20 protein-coding genes and 1 pseudogene are annotated in these 22,183 nt (G+C 62.6%); 10 read left to right on the forward strand and 11 right to left on the reverse strand.

The window, feature by feature from the left end; all coding sequences use genetic code 11:
* The first annotated feature begins 251 nt into the window (after positions 1 to 251).
* Positions 252 to 1,100, forward strand: coding sequence for a hypothetical protein (locus HQ394_RS08845; RefSeq protein ID WP_223291973.1), 849 nt, complete (start codon positions 252 to 254; stop codon positions 1,098 to 1,100).
* A gap of 61 nt (positions 1,101 to 1,161) precedes the next feature.
* On the opposite strand, the gene HQ394_RS19780 is transcribed toward HQ394_RS08845, so the two are convergent.
* Together HQ394_RS19780 and HQ394_RS21135 are read right to left on the reverse strand one after the other, a co-directional pair.
* Positions 1,162 to 1,380 carry a hypothetical protein gene (locus HQ394_RS19780; protein ID WP_223292155.1) on the reverse strand — a complete coding sequence of 73 codons (219 nt, stop codon included), beginning with the start codon at positions 1,378 to 1,380 and terminating at the stop codon, positions 1,162 to 1,164.
* A gap of 19 nt (positions 1,381 to 1,399) precedes the next feature.
* Positions 1,400 to 1,630, reverse strand: a pseudogene (locus HQ394_RS21135) (hypothetical protein); the annotation flags it as partial.
* A gap of 268 nt (positions 1,631 to 1,898) precedes the next feature.
* Between HQ394_RS21135 and HQ394_RS08855 the strand changes: the two are divergent.
* Together HQ394_RS08855 and HQ394_RS08860 are read left to right on the forward strand one after the other, a co-directional pair.
* Positions 1,899 to 2,813 carry a pentapeptide repeat-containing protein gene (locus tag HQ394_RS08855; RefSeq protein ID WP_223291974.1) on the forward strand — a complete coding sequence of 305 codons (915 nt, stop codon included), beginning with the start codon at positions 1,899 to 1,901 and terminating at the stop codon, positions 2,811 to 2,813.
* Between the two features lie 285 nt (positions 2,814 to 3,098).
* Positions 3,099 to 3,356 carry a hypothetical protein gene (locus tag HQ394_RS08860; protein WP_190262934.1) on the forward strand — a complete coding sequence of 86 codons (258 nt, stop codon included), beginning with the start codon at positions 3,099 to 3,101 and terminating at the stop codon, positions 3,354 to 3,356.
* Between the two features lie 456 nt (positions 3,357 to 3,812).
* On the opposite strand, the gene HQ394_RS19790 is transcribed toward HQ394_RS08860, so the two are convergent.
* Both HQ394_RS19790 and HQ394_RS08870 read right to left on the reverse strand, forming a co-directional pair.
* The gene (locus tag HQ394_RS19790; RefSeq protein ID WP_223291975.1) at positions 3,813 to 4,277 is read right to left on the reverse strand and encodes a type II toxin-antitoxin system HicB family antitoxin; all 465 of its coding nucleotides are present in this window, start codon (positions 4,275 to 4,277) and stop codon (positions 3,813 to 3,815) included.
* 51 nt (positions 4,278 to 4,328) lie between these two features.
* Complete coding sequence (locus tag HQ394_RS08870; RefSeq protein ID WP_190262935.1) at positions 4,329 to 4,520, reverse strand: vitamin B12 dependent-methionine synthase activation domain-containing protein; 192 nt, start codon at positions 4,518 to 4,520, stop codon at positions 4,329 to 4,331.
* Positions 4,521 to 4,780: 260 nt separating this feature from the next.
* Here HQ394_RS08870 and HQ394_RS08875 point away from each other — a divergent pair, with 260 nt between their 5' ends.
* Entirely contained in the window at positions 4,781 to 5,428 is a 648-nt protein-coding gene (locus HQ394_RS08875; protein WP_190262936.1) for a HepT-like ribonuclease domain-containing protein, read from the forward strand.
* Positions 5,429 to 5,574: 146 nt separating this feature from the next.
* Here the strand turns inward: HQ394_RS08875 and metH are convergent, their stop codons facing one another.
* Together metH and HQ394_RS08885 are read right to left on the reverse strand one after the other, a co-directional pair.
* On the reverse strand, positions 5,575 to 9,318 hold the full coding sequence (gene metH / locus HQ394_RS08880) for a methionine synthase (protein WP_190262937.1): 3,744 nt from the start codon (positions 9,316 to 9,318) through the stop codon (positions 5,575 to 5,577).
* The gene (locus HQ394_RS08885) at positions 9,315 to 10,262 is read right to left on the reverse strand and encodes a methylenetetrahydrofolate reductase (RefSeq protein WP_263053779.1); all 948 of its coding nucleotides are present in this window, start codon (positions 10,260 to 10,262) and stop codon (positions 9,315 to 9,317) included. Before HQ394_RS08885 ends, metH begins: the two co-directional genes overlap by 4 nt.
* Positions 10,263 to 10,599: 337 nt before the next feature.
* On the opposite strand from HQ394_RS08885, the gene HQ394_RS08890 reads away from it, so the two are divergent.
* A complete protein-coding gene (locus HQ394_RS08890; RefSeq protein ID WP_190262938.1) occupies positions 10,600 to 11,433 on the forward strand; it encodes an MlaA family lipoprotein in 834 nt (277 codons plus the stop codon).
* A gap of 45 nt (positions 11,434 to 11,478) precedes the next feature.
* On the opposite strand, the gene ettA is transcribed toward HQ394_RS08890, so the two are convergent.
* The 4 genes from ettA to HQ394_RS08915 form a co-directional block, all read right to left on the reverse strand.
* The gene (ettA, locus tag HQ394_RS08895; RefSeq protein ID WP_190262939.1) at positions 11,479 to 13,164 is read right to left on the reverse strand and encodes an energy-dependent translational throttle protein EttA; all 1,686 of its coding nucleotides are present in this window, start codon (positions 13,162 to 13,164) and stop codon (positions 11,479 to 11,481) included.
* A 458-nt stretch (positions 13,165 to 13,622) separates the two neighbouring features.
* Positions 13,623 to 14,297, reverse strand: coding sequence for a pyridoxamine 5'-phosphate oxidase family protein (locus HQ394_RS08905; RefSeq protein ID WP_190262941.1), 675 nt, complete (start codon positions 14,295 to 14,297; stop codon positions 13,623 to 13,625).
* Between the two features lie 11 nt (positions 14,298 to 14,308).
* A complete protein-coding gene (locus HQ394_RS08910) occupies positions 14,309 to 14,773 on the reverse strand; it encodes a nuclear transport factor 2 family protein (RefSeq protein WP_190262942.1) in 465 nt (154 codons plus the stop codon).
* Between the two features lie 88 nt (positions 14,774 to 14,861).
* Positions 14,862 to 15,413 carry a carboxymuconolactone decarboxylase family protein gene (locus tag HQ394_RS08915; protein ID WP_190262943.1) on the reverse strand — a complete coding sequence of 184 codons (552 nt, stop codon included), beginning with the start codon at positions 15,411 to 15,413 and terminating at the stop codon, positions 14,862 to 14,864.
* A 135-nt stretch (positions 15,414 to 15,548) separates the two neighbouring features.
* Here HQ394_RS08915 and HQ394_RS08920 point away from each other — a divergent pair, with 135 nt between their 5' ends.
* The 5 genes from HQ394_RS08920 (at position 15,549) to HQ394_RS08940 (ending at position 21,116) form a co-directional block, all read left to right on the forward strand.
* Positions 15,549 to 16,466, forward strand: a complete 918-nt coding sequence (locus HQ394_RS08920) for a LysR family transcriptional regulator (RefSeq protein WP_456151570.1) — start codon at positions 15,549 to 15,551, stop codon at positions 16,464 to 16,466.
* Positions 16,467 to 17,168: 702 nt separating this feature from the next.
* Complete coding sequence (locus HQ394_RS08925; protein WP_190262945.1) at positions 17,169 to 17,753, forward strand: hypothetical protein; 585 nt, start codon at positions 17,169 to 17,171, stop codon at positions 17,751 to 17,753.
* Positions 17,754 to 18,032: 279 nt separating this feature from the next.
* Positions 18,033 to 18,224 (forward strand): hypothetical protein, encoded by a 192-nt coding sequence (locus tag HQ394_RS08930; RefSeq protein WP_190262946.1) that lies wholly within the window; start codon positions 18,033 to 18,035, stop codon positions 18,222 to 18,224.
* A 244-nt stretch (positions 18,225 to 18,468) separates the two neighbouring features.
* Positions 18,469 to 18,948, forward strand: coding sequence for an SHOCT domain-containing protein (locus HQ394_RS08935; RefSeq protein ID WP_223291976.1), 480 nt, complete (start codon positions 18,469 to 18,471; stop codon positions 18,946 to 18,948).
* Between the two features lie 149 nt (positions 18,949 to 19,097).
* Complete coding sequence (locus HQ394_RS08940; RefSeq protein ID WP_223291977.1) at positions 19,098 to 21,116, forward strand: potassium transporter Kup; 2,019 nt, start codon at positions 19,098 to 19,100, stop codon at positions 21,114 to 21,116.
* 159 nt (positions 21,117 to 21,275) lie between these two features.
* Here HQ394_RS08940 and HQ394_RS08945 read toward each other — a convergent pair whose 3' ends face one another.
* The gene (locus HQ394_RS08945; protein WP_190262947.1) at positions 21,276 to 22,007 is read right to left on the reverse strand and encodes a DUF2270 domain-containing protein; all 732 of its coding nucleotides are present in this window, start codon (positions 22,005 to 22,007) and stop codon (positions 21,276 to 21,278) included.
* Positions 22,008 to 22,183 lie beyond the last annotated feature (176 nt).

Here is a 22,183-nt window from a genome sequence, read left to right on the forward strand (position 1 = left end):
GTCCGCCGGCGAAACGACATGTCGGTACGCGATCGGATTGAAGTGGGCGTCGACCTTGTGCGCCGCGCTGTCCTCTGCGTCGCGAATGGGATCAAAATTCGCCTTGCAGGACCAAGCCCAATCTTAGCAGCGACGGCAAGTCATTCATTGGAATCCGCTCCGCAGGGGCTATATCGACCTGCCGTGTCGCTGCGACACCGTGCCCTTATGCGTACCTGAAATAACGTCGTGGTATGCAGAATTGAAAAAATATGCTTTCACTGCAACGCATCTCCTTATCTGGCTTGATGCTGCTCGCCGCCAGCGCGGCCTTCGCCGCCGAGGACCTGCTCTACGAAACGCCCCAGGAAGAATTCGAAACGCTGCAACAGAAGAACCAGCCGAGCGCCCGGGGTAACTTCGGCAGAATCCGGCTCGACAACTGGGGATATTTTCAGGAGAACGTCAACGGCACCGACCAGTGGCAGTACCGAGCGCGGCTGTTCGTGCCGTGGGTTTTCGGCAACGAATGGATCGCCACCCTGCGCGCCGACGTACCGATCCTCTACACCAACAACAAGGGACCGGCCAACCGGGACGGCGGCTACTCGGTTGGCGTCGGCAATATCTTCTTCGAGCCGATCTTGGACACCGCGCCGGTTCTGCCGAACCTCACGCTCCGCACCAGCCTGCGGTTCATCCTGAAATCGCCCGATGGCCCGCCGTTCGGTGTCGACAACCAATACCAGATCGCGCCCGGCGCCGGCTTTACTTACCGCATGCCGGATGTCCTGCGCGGTGTAATCTTCAGTCCCTATTTCCGGTGGATACGCGGATTCAACGGCGACGAGCCGGACACCCAGCTGACCGATACCGTGCAGATGATCCCGGCGACCACCTTCCGCCTCGCCGAAGGATGGTCATTCGCATTCTATGGCGAGAATCCGATCACCTATAACCGGAACACCGAACGGTGGTTCGCGCCACTCGACATGCTCCTCATCTATCGCGCGCTCGAGAACCTCGAGTTCGCCTTCGGCGGCGCGACCAAAATCGGCGATCCCGCGGGGGCGACCTACAATTACATCATCAACGGCCGCGTGACCTTGTTCTTCTTCTAGCGAGCGTAGCTGCCCCCGGTAGGATGCGGCGCAATAAGTCCCCACAGGGCGGTAGCAACCATTAAGCCGCCGTTGGCCGTACGGTCCAAGGGGTTCCGCAGGCGACGAGGGTGTTGGCGAAGATGAGGAGTTTGCGGGCGCGGGCGACCAGGGCGACGCCATGGGGTTTGCCGCGATCGAGGGCGGAGAGAAGGGCGGGCAGCGGCTTTTCGAATGCCGCGAGGATCTCGCAGCGGCGCGGGTTCGGCAGTTGAACCCAGGTTGGCGTGCGTCGCCCCATGACAGGCGACCTCGTGACGCCGATAGAGCCGCGCCACCTCGTCGCGCCCGACGCGGTAGTCCTGGCCGAGCGTCGAGGAGATGAGATGAAACGTCCCCCGCAGCCCATAGGCATCGAAAAGCCCGACCAGCCGCCGATCATGCTCGCTGCCGTCGTCATAGCTCATCGACAGCACCTTCATCGCCCCGCCGGGAAAACAGATCCGCCCGCCCCGCCGATACTTTGGCCGAGTGATTTCAGTCCAGGGCATCCCCGTACCTGCGCTGCAATCAGCGCAACAATGCGAAGTGTTTCAAAGCTTTGGCTAACGCACGGCGACGACGATCGGCATTTGGGGGAAGCTACAGGGAAGGTTTTGCCGGATCGCGGCAAACGGCGGGGAAGCCGGGGAAGGCCGCGGCGCCGCCGGACCGGGCGAGGCTTGCCGGCGGCACGGAGTTGGGATGCCGCTTCCGACCGCGCGGGACTCTGGCAGTGCAATCGCGCTATCGTGCTCGCAGGCGGCAGGAGCCGGATATATGGCACACGACGAGGATCTCGCCCGACTCCGCCAGGGAGTCATCGTCTGGAACGTCTGGCGGGAGCAAAACCCCGGCCGCTGGTGGATAAACCTCATCGGGGCGGACCTCGGCGGGGCGGACCTCGGCTTGGCGGACCTCCGCGGGGCGAGCCTCATCGAAGCGAACCTCTCTGGGGCAAACCTCAGCGGGGCGCAACTCCCCGGGGCGAGCCTCGGCAAGGCAAACCTCAGCGGGGCAAACCTCCGTGGGGCGAATCTCATCGGGGCGAACCTTATCCAGACGGACCTGACGAATACCGATCTCACAGGCTGTTTTGTTTACGGAGCTTCCACATGGGACCTGAAGCTGGAGGGGGCCAAACAACGCGATCTCGTGATTACCCGTTTCGGTGAGCCCGCGATCACCGTCGACAACCTGGAAGTCGCGCAATTCATTCACCTGCTTCTCCACAACGAGAAGATCCGCAACGTCATCGACACGATCACCTCGAAAGTCGTGCTGATCCTCGGTAACTTCACGCCTGAGCGGAAAGCGGTGCTCGATGCCTTGCGGGATGAGTTGCGCCAGCGCGACTACCTGCCGGTGCTTTTTGATTTTGATAAGCCGCGTGCCCGGACAAGTCTGGAGACGATCTCGACCCTTGCACACATGGCGCGGTTCGTTATCGCAGATATCACGGACGCTAAGAGCATCCTTCAAGAGCTGCAGGAGATAGTACCGAAAAATCCTTCGGTGCCGGTTCAGCCCCTCCTCATTGCCGCGCAGGGGGAGCCAGGCATGTTCGATTTCTTTCGGCAGTTTAAGTGCTTGCTGGAGACCTATCGCTACGACGCCCCAGAACACCTGATCACGGACCTCGGCGAGCGGGTGATTGCTCCTGCCGAGGCGAAGGTTCGCGAGTTGCGAGGGTAGCGCCCTCGCCGTTTCCATAAGCGATCTTCTGACGTCTACCGCGGGGTTGTCCGGCGACGATCGGGGCGGCGCCGGCGTCGCCCGGCGGCGCGTACCAAAGCGCCGTCAGGATTGCCGACACCGACGGCGCAACACGGTTTGGCTGCGGATGGTCGGCTAACTCACGGGCGATCGGGGCAGGTGGGGGCCGTAGGCTGGGGGCAGGGTCAAGGGTGCCCGGGGTGTTTTATGCGGCGGCGGCGGATCGCTCACCGCGGGGCCCGGTTTCCGGCTGTGGGGCGGTTTATGGCGGGGGCGCCGGTCGGGGGCAAGGAAGCGGGGCGACAGGGAGCTCCGCTGGGCGAGGGTCCCGACCGGCAGGCGCTACCCTCGCCGAACCTTGGCGATTACGCGATCCCAGCGGCGGGCCGAGGCGGTGGCTGCCGCTGGCGGCCGAAGATGGACGCCGAACTGAGGACGAGACGCCGGGCACCATGTCTCGGGCGGGCGATCGTCACCACCGTCTTCGCCGTCGCCTTCGCCGGCCAGGTGCCCGAACCGTGAGCGGATAACCGCTTCCCAGCCCGCGTAGGGCGGATTCGAAGCGAAGCGCAATCCGCCGCATGCGAGTGCGGGCGCTCCCACGTCCGGCAGGTCACGCTACGCTTTAGACCTGCCCTACTTCGGTCTCAATGCGCATCATAGCTGACGCTGGATTGGCGGAGGTCAAGTGGAGCATGGCCGGCCCGCCGGCGACGCGACAAGGCCGTGCTTGACCGGATTGAAGTGGACGTAGTCGATGTGCGTCGCATAGTCCTCGTCGTCGCGGATGGTATGCTCCCAGAGCGGCGTTGCCAGATGGCGCGTTCACCGTCGGCTTGGCGGACACCCGATCGACGCTCCGTCCTCGGCAAGTCACGGGCGAAGAAGGTCTTGATCAGCCGCCAGCGGGTCGAAAAATCGTCAGGAGCAGCCAACTCCATCAGGAGGCCCCCTCGTTTTCCCATGTCGACATTCGCGTCAAGCGAACATCAATCGGCCGCGCGGTTGGGGAATGGTCCGGCCCAAGTCTCGCGCGGTTTCAATCCACTCCCTCATAACAGTCTCAAGCTGCTGCAAGGCATCCTGATGTGTTTTGCCGTCGGCCATGCAACCCGGCAATTCAGGCGCTTCGGCGATAAAGGCCTGATCTTCGGCGCTCCAGTAGATGATGACTTCGTACCTGAGGTCCATGCTACAGTTCCAATTTGTATCGCTGTATGGCGTTACGTACCTGTCGAANNCCTGATAGGGTTTTGCCTTGGCGCCAATCGGCTGGAGGTTCAGGATTTCCTCAACCCCGTAGCGGGTGAATATGTGGTGATCTCCACGAACTCGTTCCTCAAAGCCCAACGCCAGCAGCAAACTGCGCAAATCGGCAAACGGAATATTGGCGTCGGATCTTCCCAGCAAAACCTGCTGCAGTGTTTTCCCGTGCTTGCCCATCAGCTTTGACAGCCCGTTGATAAAGGGGCAGCGAATGATACGTATCCCCGGCTACTCCCCCGCCTCCGGATCATACCCGAGGTTGGGGGCGAGCCAGCGCTCGATCTCGCGCCGGCTTACGCCCTTGCGCCTCGCGTAGTCCTCCACCTGGTCGCGGTGGATGCGGCCGAAGCCGAAGTAGCCTGCGTAGGGCGGATTCGAAGCGAAGCGCAATCCGCCGCATGCGAGTGCGGGCGCTCCCACGCATCCGGCAGGTCACGCTTCACTTTAAACCTACCCCTCTTCGGTCGGTTCGGACGTGTCAACTTGGCTCGCGATATCCAGTTCCGGGCAAAGGCAGACGTGCCCTGCCCCCGCGCGTTCGACAAAGGCGGTCAGTCGCGGTCCGCACATCGGATCGTTGTCGCGATAGGGAGCGAAGCGACGGGACACATTGCCAAGGCGCGGGTAAACTATCTGTGGACGGCTGTAGCCTTAAGTCATCTGCCGCGTGGAGCGAAGCAATGAAGGACTTGGCGACCATATTAGCGGACCTTCGCGAGGCCGTGACGGAGTTGAAAGCGCGCTACCCGATCCGCCAGATCGGTGTGTTCGGCTCTTACGCTCGGGGTGAGCAGCGACCGGAGAGCGACCTCGACCTCGTCGTCGACCTGGGGCCGGGGTTGACGTTGATTGACCTCGCCCGCCTCGAAGGCGAACTGGGCGAGCGGTTGGGGTTGCCGGTCGAGATCGCTATCAAGGACGGGCTAAAGCCGAGAATCGCCAAGCGCATCCTGGCCGAAGCGATCATCGTNGTGACCCGCGATCCGCTCCTCTACCTTGATGACATGCTCAGCTATGCCCGGCAGGCACAGCAGTTCGTTACTGGCGTGACTCCAGAAGCGTTCATGGACGACACGCGCACGCAGTATGCCGTCAAGTACGCCCTGCACGTCGTCGGCGAAGCGGCAGCGAGGGTTCCGCCTCCCATCCGCAGGCGTTTTCCTCAGATCGCATGGCAACAAATCATCGGCATGCGTAACCGCTTGGCGCACGACTATCTCGGCACCCGCCTCGACATCGTGTTTGCGACGGCACGCGACTTCGCGCCGGTGTTGATCACCCAGCTCGAACCCATCATTGCGCAGCTAGAAGCCGATCCTGAACCCTGACGGATTTGGAACCGGCCTAGACAGACGACCGGCAGGCGACCGTCGCAATTGGGATCGACGCACGGCCCCGGCCAAGACCTGTTCAGGGCCAAGCCTGAACAATTCGGAAAGACGGTGCCCACGCGAGACGACGGCAAACGTTCCGCCTATCCCTCCCCCGTCGCCGGATCGTACCCCAGGTTCGGTGCCAGCCAGCGTTCGACTTCGGCGAGTGGCATGCCTTTGCGCCGGGCGTAGTCTTCCACCTGATCGCGGTGGATGCGGCCGAGGCCGAAGTAGCAGGCTTCGGGGTGGGAGAAGTAATAGCCGGAGACGGATGCCCCCGGCCACATGGCGAAGCTTTCGGTGAGCTCAATGCCGGCGTTGGCTTCGGCGGCGAGCAGGTTGAACAGCGTCCTCTTCTCCGTATGGTCGGGACAGGCGGGATAGCCCGGCGCCGGACGGATGCCGCGGTAGGCCTCGGCGATGAGGTCTTCGTTGCTGAGCCGTTCGTTGCCAGCGTAGCCCCAATACTCCTTGCGCACCCGCTCGTGCAACCGCTCGGCGAAGGCTTCCGCCAGCCGGTCGGCCAGCGCCTTGGCCATGATCGAGGCGTAATCGTCGTGGCGGGCTTCGAAGTCCTTGACCACGTCGTCGAGACCGTGACCGGCGGTGACGGCGAAGCCGCCGATCCAGTCCGCCACGCCGCTTGCCTTTGGCGCGATGAAATCGGCCAGCGCCAGGTTGGGTCGGACGCGGCCGTCCTTGCCCATGCGCTCGCGGGCCATCTGTTGGCGCAGGGTGTGAATCACCGCCAGCACCCCACTCCGCGTCGCATCGGCGAACACTTCGATGTCGTCGTCGCCGATGGAGTTAGCCGGCCACAAACCGATCACCGCCCGTGGCCGCAGCCACTTTTCGCCAACGATACGGGCCAGCATCGCCTGCGCATCGGCAAAGACACTGCGCGCCGCCTCGCCGACGACGGGATCGTCGAGAATGTCGGGATAACGGCCGGACAGCTCCCAGGTCTGGAAGAATGGCCCCCAGTCTATGTCCGNCTCCACCAGTTCGCCCAGGTCGTAGCCGTCGAAGATGTGGAGGCCCTGCGCCACCGGTGCCGGCGGTTGGTAGGCATCGAAGGCAAGCTGCAGCCGGTTCGCCCTGGCATCGGCCAGCGACAGCCAGGTCCGCTGCTTTTGGCCGCGGGCATGCGCCTCGCGGATGTGGGCGTAGTCGTCCTTCACCTGCGCCACGTAGAGCGCCCGCTCGTTGCCGGACAACAGACTGCTGACGACACCAACGGCGCGCGACGCGTCGACGACGTGGACCACCGGGCCCTCGTAGTTGGGGACGATCTTGACCGCGGTATGCACCCGACTGGTGGTGGCGCCGCCGATCAGCAACGGCTGGCGCATCCCGAGCCGCTGCATCTCCTTGGCGACGAACACCATCTCGTCGAGCGAGGGCGTGATCAGCCCGGAAAGGCCGATGATGTCGGCATGCTCCGCCTCGGCCATTTCGAGGATGCGGGCCGAGGGCACCATCACCCCCAGATCGATCACCTCGTAATTGTTGCACTGGAGAACGACGCCAACGATGTTCTTGCCGATGTCGTGCACGTCCCCTTTGACGGTGGCCATGAGGATGCGACCGGCGGCGCGGCGCGGCTTGCCCTCGCGCTCCGCTTCCATGAACGGCAGCAGATAGGCCACCGCCTGCTTCATCACCCGGGCACTCTTCACCACCTGCGGCAGGAACATCTTGCCGGCGCCAAACAGGTCGCCGACGACGTTCATCCCCGCCATCAGCGGCCCCTCGATGACGGCAAGCGGCTGGTCGAAGGTTTGCCTCGCCTCTTCGGTGTCGGCCTCGATGTGTTCGGTGATGCCGTTGACCAGCGCGTGCGTCAGCCGCTCGCCCACCGGCAACTCGCGCCAGGCAAGGTCCTGCTCCTTCGCCTTGCGCCCGCCCTTGAAGTCGGCGGCGATTTCGAGCAGGCGTTCGGTGGCGTCCGGGCGGCGGTTGAGGATGACATCCTCGACCCGCTGGCGCAGCAGCGGCTCGATCTCGTCATAAACCGCGATCTGCCCGGCATTGACGATGCCCATGTCCATGCCGGCAGCGATCGCATGGTAGAGGAAGACCGAGTGCATCGCCTCGCGCACCCGGTCGTTGCCGCGAAAGGCGAAGGAGACATTGGAGACACCACCCGAGACCAGCGCCCCTGGCAGTGCCGCCTTGATCCGCCGCGTCGCTTCGAAATAGTCGACGGCGTAACCGTTGTGCTCCTCGATGCCGGTGGCGACGGCGAAGATGTTGGGATCGAAGATGATGTCTTCCGGTGGGAAGTGGACGCGCTCGACCAGCAGTTTGTAGGCGCGGCTGCAGATGGCGACCTTGCGCTCGGCGGTGTCCGCCTGCCCCGCTTCATCGAAGGCCATGACGACGGTGGCCGCTCCGTAGCGACGAATGGTGCGGGCGAGGGCGAGAAACGANNCCTCTCCCTCCTTGAGACTGATGGAGTTGACGATCCCCTTGCCTTGCAGGCATTTCAGCCCGGCTTCGATCACCGTCCACTTGGACGAGTCGACCATCACCGGAACGCGGGCAATGTCCGGCTCCGCGGCAATCAGGTTGAGGAAGCGGACCATCGCTGCCTCGGCATCCAGCATCGCCTCGTCCATGTTGACGTCGATGACCTGGGCGCCGTTGGCGACCTGATCGCGGGCGATGTCGAGCGCCGCGGCGAAGTCGCCGGCGAGGATCATTTTGCGGAATTTGGCGGACCCGGTGACGTTGGTCCGCTCACCGATATTGACGAAGCTTCCGATCACGGCTGNGACGATGGCAAAGGGTTCGAGGCCGGCGAGGCGCAGTGCCCGCGGCAGGGTGGGAATGGCGCGCGGCGCCACGCCGGCGACGGCATCGGCGATGGCGCGGATGTGCTCCGGCGTCGTCCCGCAGCAGCCACCGACGATGTTCACCAGGCCGTCGCGGGCCCAGGACTGCAAATGGGCGGCGGTCATCGCCGGTGTCTCGTCGTATTCACCAAACGCATNCGGCAGCCCGGCGTTGGGATAGGCGCAGACGCGGGTGTCGGCGATGCGGGCGAGATCGGCGATGTGCGCCCGCATCTCCGCCGCACCCAGCGCGCAGTTGAGGCCGATCGATAGCGGCACGGCGTGGCGGACAGAATTCCAGAATGCTTCCACCGTCTGCCCGGAGAGCGTCCGGCCGGAGCGGTCGGTGATCGTCCCGGAGATCATCACCGGCAACACAATGCCGCGCGCCTCGAACACCGTGTCGGCCGCGAACAGCGCCGCCTTGGCGTTCAGGGTGTCGAACACGGTTTCGATCAGGATCAGGTCGCTGCCACCCTCGATCAGCCCGTCGACGGCCTCGCTATAGGCGGCCACCAGCGCATCGAAGTCGATGTTGCGGAAGCCGGGGTCGTCCACCCGGGGCGAGATCGATGCCGTCCGGTTGGTGGGACCGACCGATCCGGCAACGAAGCGCGGCCGTGAAGGATCAGCGGCGGTGACCTCATCGGCGGCACGCCGCGCCAGCCGTGCGCCCTCCACGTTCAGCTCCCGCGCCAGCGCCTCCATGCCGTAATCGGCCATGGCGATGCGGGTGGAACTGAAGGTGTTGCTCTCGATGATGTCGGCGCCGGCAGCGAGGTATTCCTTGTGAATGCCAAGGATCATCGCCGGCTGCGTTAGCGTCAGCAGATCGTTGTTGCCCTGCAGGTCGCTTGGCCAGTCGCGGAAGCGCTCGCCGCGATAGACGGCCTCGTTCGGCCGATGCCGCTGGATCATCGTCCCCATGGCGCCGTCGAGGATGAGAATGCGCTGCCGAAGCGCCGTCTGCAGCTGGGCGAGGCGATCTTCGCGGCTCAAGGTGCTCATGCTGGCGATCCTGTTGCTGCTGCCAGCGCTGTCGGTTCGCACGGGCGCACGCCGAGCACGTGGCAGATGGCGAAGGTCAGATCGGCACGGTTGAGGGTATAAAAGTGAAAGCGAGTGACGCCGCCGGCATGCAGCGCCCGGCACTGTTCCACCGCCATCGCCGCCGCCACCAGCCGCCTGGTATCCGGATCATCGTCGAGACCAGCAAACAGATCCGGCATCCACGCGGGAATACTGGCGCCACAGGGGCCGGCGAAGCGGACCACCTGGGCGAAATTGGTCACCGGCAGCACGCCTGGGATGATCGGCACGGTAATGCCGGCCTTTTCCGCCCGCTCGACAAAGCGAAAATAGACGCTGACGTCGAAAAAGAACTGGGTGATGGCGCGACTGGCGCCGGCGTCAATCTTGCGCTTCAGATTGTCGAGGTCGGCCGCGGCGCTCAGCGCCTCCGGGTGTGTCTCCGGGTAGGCGGCAACCGAAATGTCGAAGTCGGCGATCCGCTTCAGCCCGGCCACCAGATCGACGGCGTAGGGGTAGCCGTCGGGGTGAGGGGTATAGCGATCGCTCCCCTCGACGGGGGATCGCCGCGCAGGGCGACGATATGGCGAATGCCCGACTGCCAGTAGTGGCGCGCCACCTCGTCGATCTGGGCGACTGGCGCCGACGCAGGTCAGATGCGCCGCCGGTTCCAGCGCGGTTTCTTGCCGCAACCGGACAACGGTAGCATGCGTCCGCTCGCGCGTCGTCCCCCCGGCACCATAGGTGACCGAGACATACGCCGGATGCAGCGTCGCCAGCCGCTTGATGCAGGCCCACAGGCTCTGCTCCATCTGTGGTGTCCGCGGCGGAAAGAATTCAAACGAGACATGCACATCCCGCGGCAGCGGCGAGGCCACCGGCAGGTTGCGAAACGATCTCAGCGCGTGGGTATGCGCCGACACGGACGATCCTCCTACAGACTATCGATGCCCCCGAAGCCACCGGACCGCCGCGCTGGCGCGAAGCAACGCGTACCGCAGGCGCTGGGGTTAGCCGTCGGTCAAGCCAATGAGCTGGAAGCAGCCCGCAATCGCGCGCCACCGCACCAAGCATTCTCTGGCGGCGGACCGTACCCGAAGAAGCCCCTGCGACACACTGGTTTTTTTGCGACGACTGTGGTACCGCGAAGATCGATTGCCGTGGGGTGGAACGGCTCAAGGTGCCGGATCGGGCCACTGGATCGAGCTCAAGGCTGGTCTTCCCCAGCACCGCGTAACTACAAGAGAGACATCGGTCTTCATGATGAACATCCAGGCATATGCCTTTCGCTCGGTTCGCTCCCTGGCGCTGCAGAGCGCCCTGCTGGGGCTAGTGGCGGCGACGCTTCTTGCCGGCTGCGCCACCCCGCCGCCGAAGTCCGACCCGGAAGCCTATGCCGAATTCAAGGCGGACAATGATCCGCTGGAGCCGTTGAACCGCGGTATCTTTGCCTTTAATCAGGTCCTCGACGGGTTATTTCTCAAGCCCTTCGCCGAGTTCTACAAGCTTTTGCTGCCGCCACCGGTGCAGACCGGCATTCACAATGTCCTCAATAACCTGCGTGCACCGGTGATCCTGGTGAACAACCTGTTGCAGGGCGAGGGCAGCGAGGCGGCAAACACGGCCGGCCGCTTCGTCATCAACACCACTCTCGGCGTCGGCGGTTTCGGCGATGTGGCCGCATACTGGGGGATGCCGTACCGTGACGAAGACTTCGGCCAGACCCTGGGTGTCTGGGGAGTCGGCGAGGGCCCGTTCCTGATGCTGCCGCTGATCGGCCCGTCCAACCCGCGCGATGCCACCGGCCTGCTCGTCGACAGCATGTTCATCGATCCCCTCGGTATCGTCGGCACCTACGTCTTCGATGCGCCGCAGACGATGCAGACGATCTCTTTTATCCGCTTAAGCTTGACCGCGGTTGACGCCAGGGCGCGCAATTACGACGCGCTTGCCGACCTGGAGAAGAACTCCCTCGACTTCTATGCCGCGCTGCGTAGCCTCTATCGGCAGTATCGTCGCGGCGAAATCTACAACGGCGTGCCACCGGCCAATGATGACGCGCTGAAGGATGCACCAGAGGGCGTCATCGAGTAGGACGTCTTCGAGCCGGGCATCATCGCCTGACGCGGCGCCAACCGCTCAGCTACGCCGGAGCGGCTTGTACTTGATCCGGTGCGGCTGGTCGGCCTCGGTGCCGAGGCGGCGGTGCCGATCCACCTCATAGTCCTGGTAGTTGCCCTCGAACCAGACGACGTCACTGTCGCCCTCGAAGGCAAGGATGTGGGTGGCGATGCGGTCGAGGAACCAGCGATCGTGGCTGATGACGACGGCGCAGCCGGCGAAGCGCTCCAGCGCATCCTCCAGCGCCCTGAGCGTCTCCAGATCGAGATCATTGGTCGGCTCGTCAAGCAGCAGGACGTTGGCGCCCGACTTCAGCATCTTCGCCAGATGCACCCGGTTGCGTTCACCGCCCGAGAGGTCCCCCACCTTCTTCTGCTGGTCGGCACCGCGGAAGTTGAACTGGGCGACATAGGCGCGGCTCTGCATCTTGCGCTTGCCGAGTTCGATCTCGTCGTTGCCGCCGGAGATCTCCTGCCAGACGTTATTCTTCGCGGTCAGGGCGTCGCGCGACTGGTCGACGTAACCCAGCACCACCGTCTCACCGACGCGGAAGGTACCACCGTCCGGCGGCTCTTGGCCGGTGATCATCCGGAACAGCGTCGTCTTGCCGGCGCCGTTGGGTCCGATGACACCGACGATGCCGCCCGGCGGTAGCCGGAAGCTCAACTCGTCGATAAGCAGGCGATCGCCGTAGCCCTTGCGCAGTTTCTGCGCCTCGATGACCAGGCCGCCAAGGCGGGGGCCGGCGGGAATGATGATCTGCGCCTGGGTGATCTGCTCCTGGCCGGCTTCGGCAAGCAGGTCTTCATAGGCGGTGANTCGCGCCTTGGCCTTCGCTTGGCGGGCGCGCGGGCTCTCGCGGATCCATTCCAGTTCGCGGGCGAGGGTTCGTTGCTTCGCCGCCTCCTGCTTCTCCTCCACCTCGAGGCGCTTTTGCTTCTGTTGCAGCCAGGCGGAGTAGTTGCCCTCGTAGGGGATGCCGCGGCCGCGGTCGAGTTCGAGGATCCAGCCGGTGACGTTGTCGAGGAAATAGCGGTCGTGGGTGACCAGGATGACAGTGCCGGTGTAGTCCTTGAGGAACCGCTCCAGCCAGGCGACAGACTCGGCGTCGAGATGGTTAGTGGGCTCGTCCAGCAGCAGCAGGTCCGGGTGTTCGAGCAGCAGCCGGCACAGGGCGACGCGCCGCTTCTCGCCACCGGACAGCGTCGCTACCTCGGCATCGGCCGGCGGGCAGCGCAGCGCATCCATGGCGATCTCAATTGTCCGGTCCAGCTCCCAGCCGCCGACGGCATCGATCTGCTCCTGCAGCTCGCCCTGTTCCTCGATCAGCCGCATCATCTCGTCGTCTTCCAGCGGCTCGGCCAGTTGCATGCTGATTTCGTTGAAGCGATCGAGGTGCGCCTTGGCCGCACCCAGCCCGGCAGCGACGTTCTCGCCGACGCTCAGCGCCGGGTCGAGCTGCGGCTCCTGTGGCAGGTAGCCCACCTTGACCCCATCGGCCGGCTTGGCGTCGCCGGCAAAGTCGTGATCGAGCCCGGCCATGATCTTCAACAGCGTCGACTTGCCGGCGCCGTTGATGCCGAGGACGCCGATTTNTGACCCCGGCAGGAAGGAGAGCGTAATCTCCTTGAACACCTCGCGCGGCGCCCCAGGAAACGTCTTGGTGAGCCCTTTCATCGCGTAGATGTACTGGTAGGAGGCCATGTCGGTCAGAATCCGGCTGCACGAGGGAGAGCGAGGCGGGTTGGCAGCAAACAGCCGAGGGTTCTACCCCGCCCACCCCACGCGAGGCAAGCGAGCCGGTAACGGCGCATCCGCCTCCCCCGCCCGCGGGACGGTCGGCGGCGGTGGTGATGGCTCCCAGGTGCGCCGATCCATGTTGCCGCTTGCGGCGGTCCACGATCCTGCGCTGATCGACGAGATTAAGTCGGAATAGCCTTCAGGTTGTTCCGACGCCTGCCAACGCCGGAGCCTGAGCATTAACAGGAGACTCGCTTGACGTTCAGCACATAGCGAATACGCCAAGACTAACCCGCCGCACACAGGCTGATCCGCTAACGTCTCAAACAGAGCGCGATGATTTCCGAATCCGCGAAATATTCTCGTGCCGCAGTAGCGAATGCAACTCAACTCTTTAGGACGCTCTTGACTCTCGGCTGAAATTAGGAGGACTTCTTCACCTCTTCACTGGCGTCGCTTGCCTCTCCTGAAAATCCTGCGACCGGACTTCCGTGCAACCGATTTAACGCGGCTTCGAGCGCGCGGATGCGTTCGTCGCGCTCGGCAAGCGTAGCGGCGACATCGGCGGCTTCGAAGCGCTGCGGGATGTGCTGCGGGCAATTCGCGTCCCAGGCAGATAGGGTGAAAAGGATCACCTGTTCGGGGCGCGCCCTGTAGCCTCCGGGCATCAGCTTCTCCGTCAGTTCGGCGTCGCCTTCGACGACGCGTGCCTCGCCCCAGATCTTGATGCGCCGCTGGTGCGCATAGTCGATCAAGAACAGATGGGCTCTCGGATTATCCGCGAGATTGCCCTGCGTGATGAATTGCCGGTTGCCGGTGAAATCGACGAAGCCAATGGTCTGATCGTCAAGCACCCGCAAGAAGCCCGGTGGGCCACCACGATGCTGGATGTATGGTTGCCCCTCCAAATTCGCGGTGGCCAGGAAGACGCTCGTCTGCGCCTCGATGAAACCCGCGAGTTCAGGCGTGATCCTGGTTGCCCAGGAGCCTCGTTCCTCCATTCGCGCATAGCCGTGACGGGATCCCTTGCGCGCCTGTACCGATTTGACGGATGGCGTGAAAGCGACGTCGCTGGCATAGGCCTTGGCACTGGCCATGATTCACCTCCTTAAAAGCCCAGATCGCTCAGGGAAGGATGATCATCAGGACGGCGACCGAGCGGCCAGTGGTACTTGCGATCGCTCTCTGTGATGGGAGCATCGTTGATGCTGGCGAGGCGCAGCCGCATCAGCCCGTCCGCGCCGAATTCCCAGTTTTCGTTACCATAGCTGCGAAACCAGTGCCCGCTGTCATCGTGCCACTCGTAGGCGAAGCGCACGGCAATGCGGTCCTCGCGAAACGCCCAAATCTCCTTGATCAGTCGATAGTCGAGTTCGCGCTGCCACTTGCGCGTCAGGAATGCTTCGATAGCCTCACGGCCCTGCAGGAACTCGGCGCGGTTACGCCAGCGACTGTCCGTCGTATAGGCGAGTGCGACTCGCGCCGGATCGCGGCTGTTCCATGCGTCCTCGGCCAGCCGGACCTTGTGCGCGGCGGTTTCGCTGGTGAACGGCGGAAGTGGCGGACGGGTCATGGTGATGTTCCCCAATGGCGTTTGCGGCCCGCGACCGCCGGCAACGCGAACCGTGCGAAGCCGACGGCGGGCATTCCCGGTGTGAACGTCAAGCGGCCTTGCGAGCGGTGACGACGGGAAAGTCGATGTCGGTCTTGGCAACTTCGTTGATGTAGTTGGTCCAGGTATTCAGGGCCACGTGCAGCACCATCTCGATGATCTGCGCGTCGTCGTAACCGGCGAGCTTGACCGCTCGCAGGTCATCCTCGCCCACATGGCCACGCTCTTGCGCGACCTTGGCGGCGAAGCGGACGGCGGCATCGGCCTTCGGATCCATGGAAGCGCCATTGCGGTTGGCAGTGATTTCGGCATCGTCGAGTTTGGCGACATTCTTACCAAGATAGGTGTGTGCCGACAGGCAATAGCTGCAGCCATTGATCTCGGCGACGGCCAGGGCGATGCGCTCACGCGTCGGGGCGGGCAGGGCACCCTTGTTCAGCGCCCCGAAGAGTCCGAGATAGCCTTCGAGTGCGGCCGGGCTGTTGGCGATCAGGCGGAACATGTTCGGGACAACACCGAGTTGCTTCTTGACGGCGGCGAGCAGCGGCCGGGAAGCTTCAGGAGTGTCGTCAATCGTCGCTGGGGTCTGGATGCGGGACATCGTCGTTTCCTTTCGGGTTTCGCCGGAGCGGCTTGATGTCAAGGAACCTAGCTCCTTCCATAAAAAGGCGGCAGATGGTATATGTGAGATCATACCTCTCGAAAATTGGAAGCCTGGGTGGACCGTCTGCAATCGATGTCGATTTTCCTGGCGGCGGCTGAATCAGGCAGTCTTTCGGCCGCGGGCCGCCGCCTCGGCATGCCGCTCGCAACGGTGAGCCGGAAGATCTCGGAGTTAGAGACACATCTCGGGACCCGGTTGTTTCACCGGTCAAGCCGCCAGCTCACGCCGACAGATGCGGGCCGGTCCTATCTCGTCGCCTGTAAGCGCATTCTTGAGGACGTCGAAGAGGCCGAGCTCGTCGCTGGGGAATACCGGGCGCCAAGGGGCGACCTCGCGATCACTACGCCGATCGTCTTCGGCCGCCTGCACGTGCTGCCGGTGGTGATGGACTTCCTGAAGGCCTTTCCGGATATCAATATCCGGATCATACAGGCTGACCGGGTGGTCGATCTTGTGGAGGAGCATATCGATCTCGCCGTCCGGATCGGCGAACTCNNACTTCCCGATAGCAACCTTGTTGCGATCAAAGTTGGTTCGATCCGGCGGGTGATTTGCGGCAGTCCCGGCTATTTCGCCGAACGCGGCACACCGAGCAGCCCTGGTGACCTTGATGCCCTCGCTTGCATCACGTTCGAAAGGCTGACGCCTGCAAACACATGGAACTTTACGATCGACGGACGTGACGCTTCTGTCGCTATCCGCGCGCGCCTGATCGTCAATACCGCCGAGGCAGCCATAGACGCGGCCGCAGCGGGGCTGGGAATCACCCGTGTGCTTTCCTACCAGATCGCCGATCGAGTGCGGGCCGGAACGCTCGTGGTGGCACTAGAAACGTTCGAGCCACCGCCTTCGCCCGTCAGTCTCGTCTACGCCGGCCAGCGGCTGCTGCCGCAAAAGCTGCGCGCTTTCCTTGATTTCGCAGCACCACGATTGAAGTTCGAGTTATTGCACGACGCAGGCTGGGGCCCCGCCCGTCCGGCTCAGCGTTGAAGAAGAGCCTCAGCTCCACGCCCTTTGTTGGGTTGTTTCCCAGTGGCGCGCTTGCGGCGAAAGCCACTCAGACCAGCAATGGCGATCGAGCCCGTAGTTGGCGATCCGCAACTTTTTACAGTGGGCCCGACGATGCGAATTAGCGCCACTTGCCGGTTTTCTCGCCAACGACGCTACCGAAGGTAGAGCGGGCTCGATCGTCAAGAGGATCGAGAGACGGTTCGCTTCGTCCCCATCAACACTGCGAAGGCAAAGGCAACGGCGGGTGCATGACGCTACCCGACCGAAGCCTCATGGCAATGACGAGCCGTCATGCTCTCGTTAAGCAACAAAACATAGTATAACGACAAAATAACGACACATTAACTAATACAAAACGACGGATAGAAGACATATAGATCAGCCTTGACTTACCATACCGCCGCGCTCATCATTATAAATAGCTGAAGGAAGACGTCATTAATGGACAATAATAACGCACACTAAAGCATTAATTTGCTCAATATGCGTTATAAGCGTGGACGACGAACAAATAAAAATATCAATCGACTTATAGTTCTTCGTTAAAGTGTCAAAGCCTTCTGATACGCAGCCAATCGCTTGATACGTTGGCATGAATGCTCAGCGCGCCTATTTTGTCTGTATTTTGGGGCTTCTAACTTCACAGGGGGAATTGATCTATGCTCTTGGGAGACACAGAATATGAGCACGAGAAACCGTTCCTTACTTATCGCGGCTGGCGCGGCATCCGCACTTCTTGCACTTTCCATTGAACCGGCAATGGCTGGCTCCCGCATATGGGATAATACTTCCTCGACATGCGGATCCCTCAACTGTTCATCCCTGACAATCCCGGGGACCGTAACAAATCCGGCAAGCAATAACGACCCGTTCGAGATCCAGGTCTATGCCGCGGCCAACCAATGTCTTCGCCTCGAGGTGACGCAGTCGGTTCAGAACATCGACCTCGAGATGGTCGTCCGGGCGCCGAACGGCAGCATTTACCACCGTAACGACGATGGCTCTGGTGGCGGCGTGTTCGCCAACCCCGTAGTCAAGATCAATGGCACACCGAATGCGGGCTGGTATTCCGTTTCCATCAACCATTGGCTTGGAACTGCATCCTACGCCGACTTTGTCATGCTCTATGGGCGCTACAATGTGAACAACATCAACTGCTCCGGTGCCACAGCGCCCGCCTCGGCGCAGCAAGCCGATGCCGCCCCGGTAAAAGTGGACACCCCTTCCCGACCGCTGGTCCCCGGCCAAGGCACAGTGTCCAAATAAGCTGACTGTTCGTCCTCATCAGTTCGTCCACGAAACGGCGTGCGGTGCATCACATGTGTTCCGCACGCCACCCTTAACGAACCTCTGCCGCCGCTACCAGGCTGCAGGGAAAGCCAGCTACGTACGATCATTCTCGTTCTATTTGCTCGTGAAGTACCGAAGCCGCTCGCTGCTCTCGCGTTAGTCGAAGTCAAATAGCCGCTTTATTTGTGTGCCTCACCATCTCGCATGAAGCTTCAAGCTTACGGATGGCAAAGAGTGCGGAAACGAAGTTTAGCAATGTTCGCAGATATTCTGGCGATCGGCGATTCGCTTCTGGTAGAAGATTATGCGCTTGGCGAATGCATCGCGGCAGCAGACGACCGGCAGGAAATATCAGGGATGGTGTTCAGGGCGGTCGTAACGCCGAGAATTGCCGCCGCACTGCGGCAACACCTCCCGCCATTTAAACCCGGCTCCACCCCACGCTAAACACCGTTTCGCGTCAGCGCACCCTGTCAATCGCCTCACATTCCCTAAACCGGGCATCAGTGAGCCATCGGAGCGCACTATTTTGCGCAGCATGCTGTGCAATTGCGCTCATGCTTCGACGCCAAGCCTGCTGAGACAGCCTCGCAATATTTTGTTTCGCCGCGTTCATGATTGCGCATCGTGCTTGATCGCATCCGTGATAGGGTTGCGGTCCTTTGGTGAAGTGATGTGTTGGCGGTCGGTCATGACAATGAACGCCTCGCCCGCCACTTTTTCCGGCACCGCAGCAATGCTGATGGTGGGTTCGGACCACTCCCCGCAAATGAACGACAGGAGTATTACAGTGCTGTTTCCAGGCGGCTTTACGTTCGCTAATTTCGTGGCCGATGTCTTTACTGTATTTATATTTATCCTCTGGTTATGGTTGTTCATAACCGTGGCCAGCGACCTGTTTCGCCGCAAGGACGTATCCGGCTGGGGCAAGGTCCTCTGGGTCATCTTGCTGGTCATCCTGCCCTACATCGGTGTCTTCGCTTATCTGCTCACGCAAGGTCGTGGCATGGCCGAGCGGAATCAGGCGCGAAGCCTCGAAGCGCGGGACAATTTGCGTCAGATCGTCGGCTTCAGCGCTGCCGACGAGATCGAGAAGTTGGATCGGCTCAAGGCGTCCGGCTCCATCTCCGATCAGGAATATGGACGCCTGCGGGCGCGCGTGCTGCAGTAGCGAGCCATCAACGTTGCTGCATGCCAGATCTGTTGCAAAGCCATTGGAATATGATGGAGATTTAACGTAGCCTGTTTCGCTGGTGCAATATCAGGGCTGTGCTCATCCGTGATTTAGTGCGGGCCATTGCGGAAGCGGAACTCGGTGAAATGAAAAACACTTTTGGCAATTCGAGCCGCCATGACGACGACGGACTGGCCATCGCTCATGTTGCGCGCGCACGCGCAGCTGCTGTCGCCGCAACCACCACATCGGCGCTAAGCCGGGGCGACGCGATTGCTGCCGGCACCGTCCATGCTTCCGGGCATGACGGTGCCAACGCCAAGGTGATGCCGCTGGCGCTGGCCGCCATCGGCATCGTCTATGGCGATATCGGCACCAGCCCGCTTTATACCCTGAAGGAATGCCTCAGCGGCGTCCACGGCATCGGCGCCGGACGGGAAAGCGTCCTTGGCATCCTGTCGCTGGTGCTGTGGGCTTTGATCCTCGTCGTCACCGTCAAGTACGTGCTGTTTATTATGCGCGCTGACAACCGCGGTGAGGGCGGCATTCTGGCGCTGATGTCGCTGGCGCAGACGGCCAGCCCGCACCGCTCGATGCTGGTGGTCGCCGCCGGCCTGCTCGGCTCAGCGCTGTTCTTCGGCGACGGCATCATCACCCCCGCCATCTCGGTGCTGAGCGCCGTCGAAGGCATTGAAATTGCCGCCCCTAGCCTCGCCGAATACGTGGTGCCGGCGGCAATCGGCATCCTCGTCGCCCTGTTCGCGGTGCAGCGCCACGGCACCGCTGCTGTCGGCCGGCTGTTCGGCCCGATCATGGTGCTGTGGTTCGCCACCCTGGCGATCCTGGGTGTTGTCCAACTTGTTGCCAATCCAAGCGTCCTTGCGGCGGTCGATCCGCGCTACGCCGTCAGCTTCTTCGCCACCCACGGCCTCATCGGCTTCCTAGCGCTTGGCGCCGTCGTTCTCGCCGTTACCGGCGGCGAGGCGCTGTACGCCGACATGGGCCATTTCGGCGCCCGTCCCGTCCGCCTCGCCTGGATCGCCTTCGTCCTGCCCAGCCTCGCCCTCAATTATCTCGGCCAGGGGGCGCTGGTCCTGGCACACCCCGAAGCCGCCAGCAACCCATTCTACCTTCTTGCCCCCGGCTGGGCACTGCTGCCGCTGGTGGCGCTGGCGACGATGGCAACGGTCATCGCCTCGCAGGCGGTGATTTCCGGCGCCTACTCGCTAACGCAGCAAGCGATCCAGCTCGGCTTCTGCCCGCGGATGGAGATCCGCCATACCTCCGAACATCAGCAGGGGCAGATCTACATGCCCGAGGTCAACGAGCGGTTGTTGATCGGCGTCGTCGCCCTGGTTCTGCTATTCCGCTCCTCCGGCAACCTCGCTAACGCCTATGGTATCGCCGTGACCGGGACGATGACGGCAACGACGCTTCTCGCCTGGGTCGTCGTCCGCCGCGTCTGGCACTGGTCAGCCTTACCGGCGGTGGTGGTCGTCGGTGCCTTCCTGGCCATCGATCTCGCCTTCCTCGGCGCCAACCTGATGAAGGTGCACGAAGGCGGCTGGATTCCGCTGGCACTCGCCGGCCTGCTCTGCTTCCTGATGACCACCTGGCGGCGCGGCAGGATCACCCTCGCCCAACAGCTGCGCGAGGACAGCATTCCGATTTCGACCTTCCTCGACCGGCTGCACCGCAACACGCCGGTGCGCGTCGGCGGTACCGCCATCTATCTGACCCGCCACACCGACATGCTGCCCAATGCCCTACTCTACAACCTCAAGCACAACAAGGTGATGCACGATCGGGTGGTGCTGCTGACGGTGGAAAACGTCGATGTGCCGCGGGTGGCGGAAGCCGAACGGCTGCGAATGGAAACGTTGCGCCCGGATCTGCTGCGCATCTTCGTCCGCTACGGCTTCATGGAGATCCCCGACATCCCGCAGGCGGTAGCCGACTGCAGCCGCTTTGGCCTCTATTTCCGTCCCGAGGAAACCTCCTATTTCCTCGGCCGGGAAAACCTGATCCCCGCCACCCACCCGCCGTTTTCGCGCCTGCGCGAGCGGTTCTTCATCATCCTCTCGCGCAACTCGGTCAGCGCCACGGACTTCTTCCGTATCCCTCCCGACCGGGTGGTCGAATTGGGGGCGCAAGTTCCGATCTGAGAACCCGGCCGCGCGTGAGCTGCGCGATTTAAGCGGACCGTGACGTTGTCCGGATACAGACAGAACAGAGCCACGGAATGCCTTGGACGGCCATCAGGCGGCCAACCTATCGGCGCGACGGACTGATGTCTGCATTCGATGCGACATCTGACGCGTACCTCAATACTGCTCGTTCCCGGCCAATGTGCGGAGGCGATCGGTGCCTGCGGCGAGGTCGGGGATACGCTGGACGCGCTTCAGCGGATGGAAAGTGAGGACGCCTATGGCGACGAGACCGCCATAGAAGACGAGACCGGAAGCGAGAACCGCCGGGCCGGGAAGCGGACCTACGGAGGTGCGTTCCCACAGCTCGGCCAGCGTCGTCAGTGGTGTCGGGTGGACGGCGATCTTCGCCCAGTAACTCACCACCTGAATACCGAAGATCCAGCCGTAGTTGCGACGCAAGCGCAAGCCGATCGCATCGATGAGCGTGGTATGCAGCTGCATCCGCCGCAGGTCCGCCGCCAGCACCTGATTCCATTCGCGATCCTTGCGGCTGTCGCCGCCCACCAGCATCGGCTCATAGAAGTGATTTTCCAGCACCCGGACGCGCGTATTCCAGACGTCGAAAAACTGGTACCGCCGCGCTTCAAACAGCAGGAAGGCGGCGAGCAGGAAGGAAATGAGGACAATCGGCAACGGTGTAGCGGCAATATTGCTGAATGTCACCGACAGCGCGATCCCTGTGGTGACCACGGCCCAGTTGGACGTGGTATCAAGGCGGGTGCGCCAGACGGTGCTGCGATACATCTCGCCGCGATAAAGATGTGCCAGGGCGCCGATCTCGGCAGCATTGTAGTGGGAAGCGCCAAGGTAGGGGGACTGGTCGGTCGCACCGGCGTTCTCGGACATCGTCGGCCTCCGCTGTTTTTGTTGGCGCGCATCAGACGGCAACACAATACTAAGATTGGGAATGATCCGCAGCTCTGAAAGGTGCAGGCGTGCGCCGCCAGCCAATCCCAGCCAAACATTGACGATGGCAGGACGGGTGAGGCAAGAAAGGCAGCCGGCGGCTTCGGCGGCAATGA

This window comes from Defluviicoccus vanus, assembly GCF_014672695.1.
Taxonomy (GTDB): domain Bacteria; phylum Pseudomonadota; class Alphaproteobacteria; order Rhodospirillales; family Defluviicoccaceae; genus Defluviicoccus; species Defluviicoccus vanus.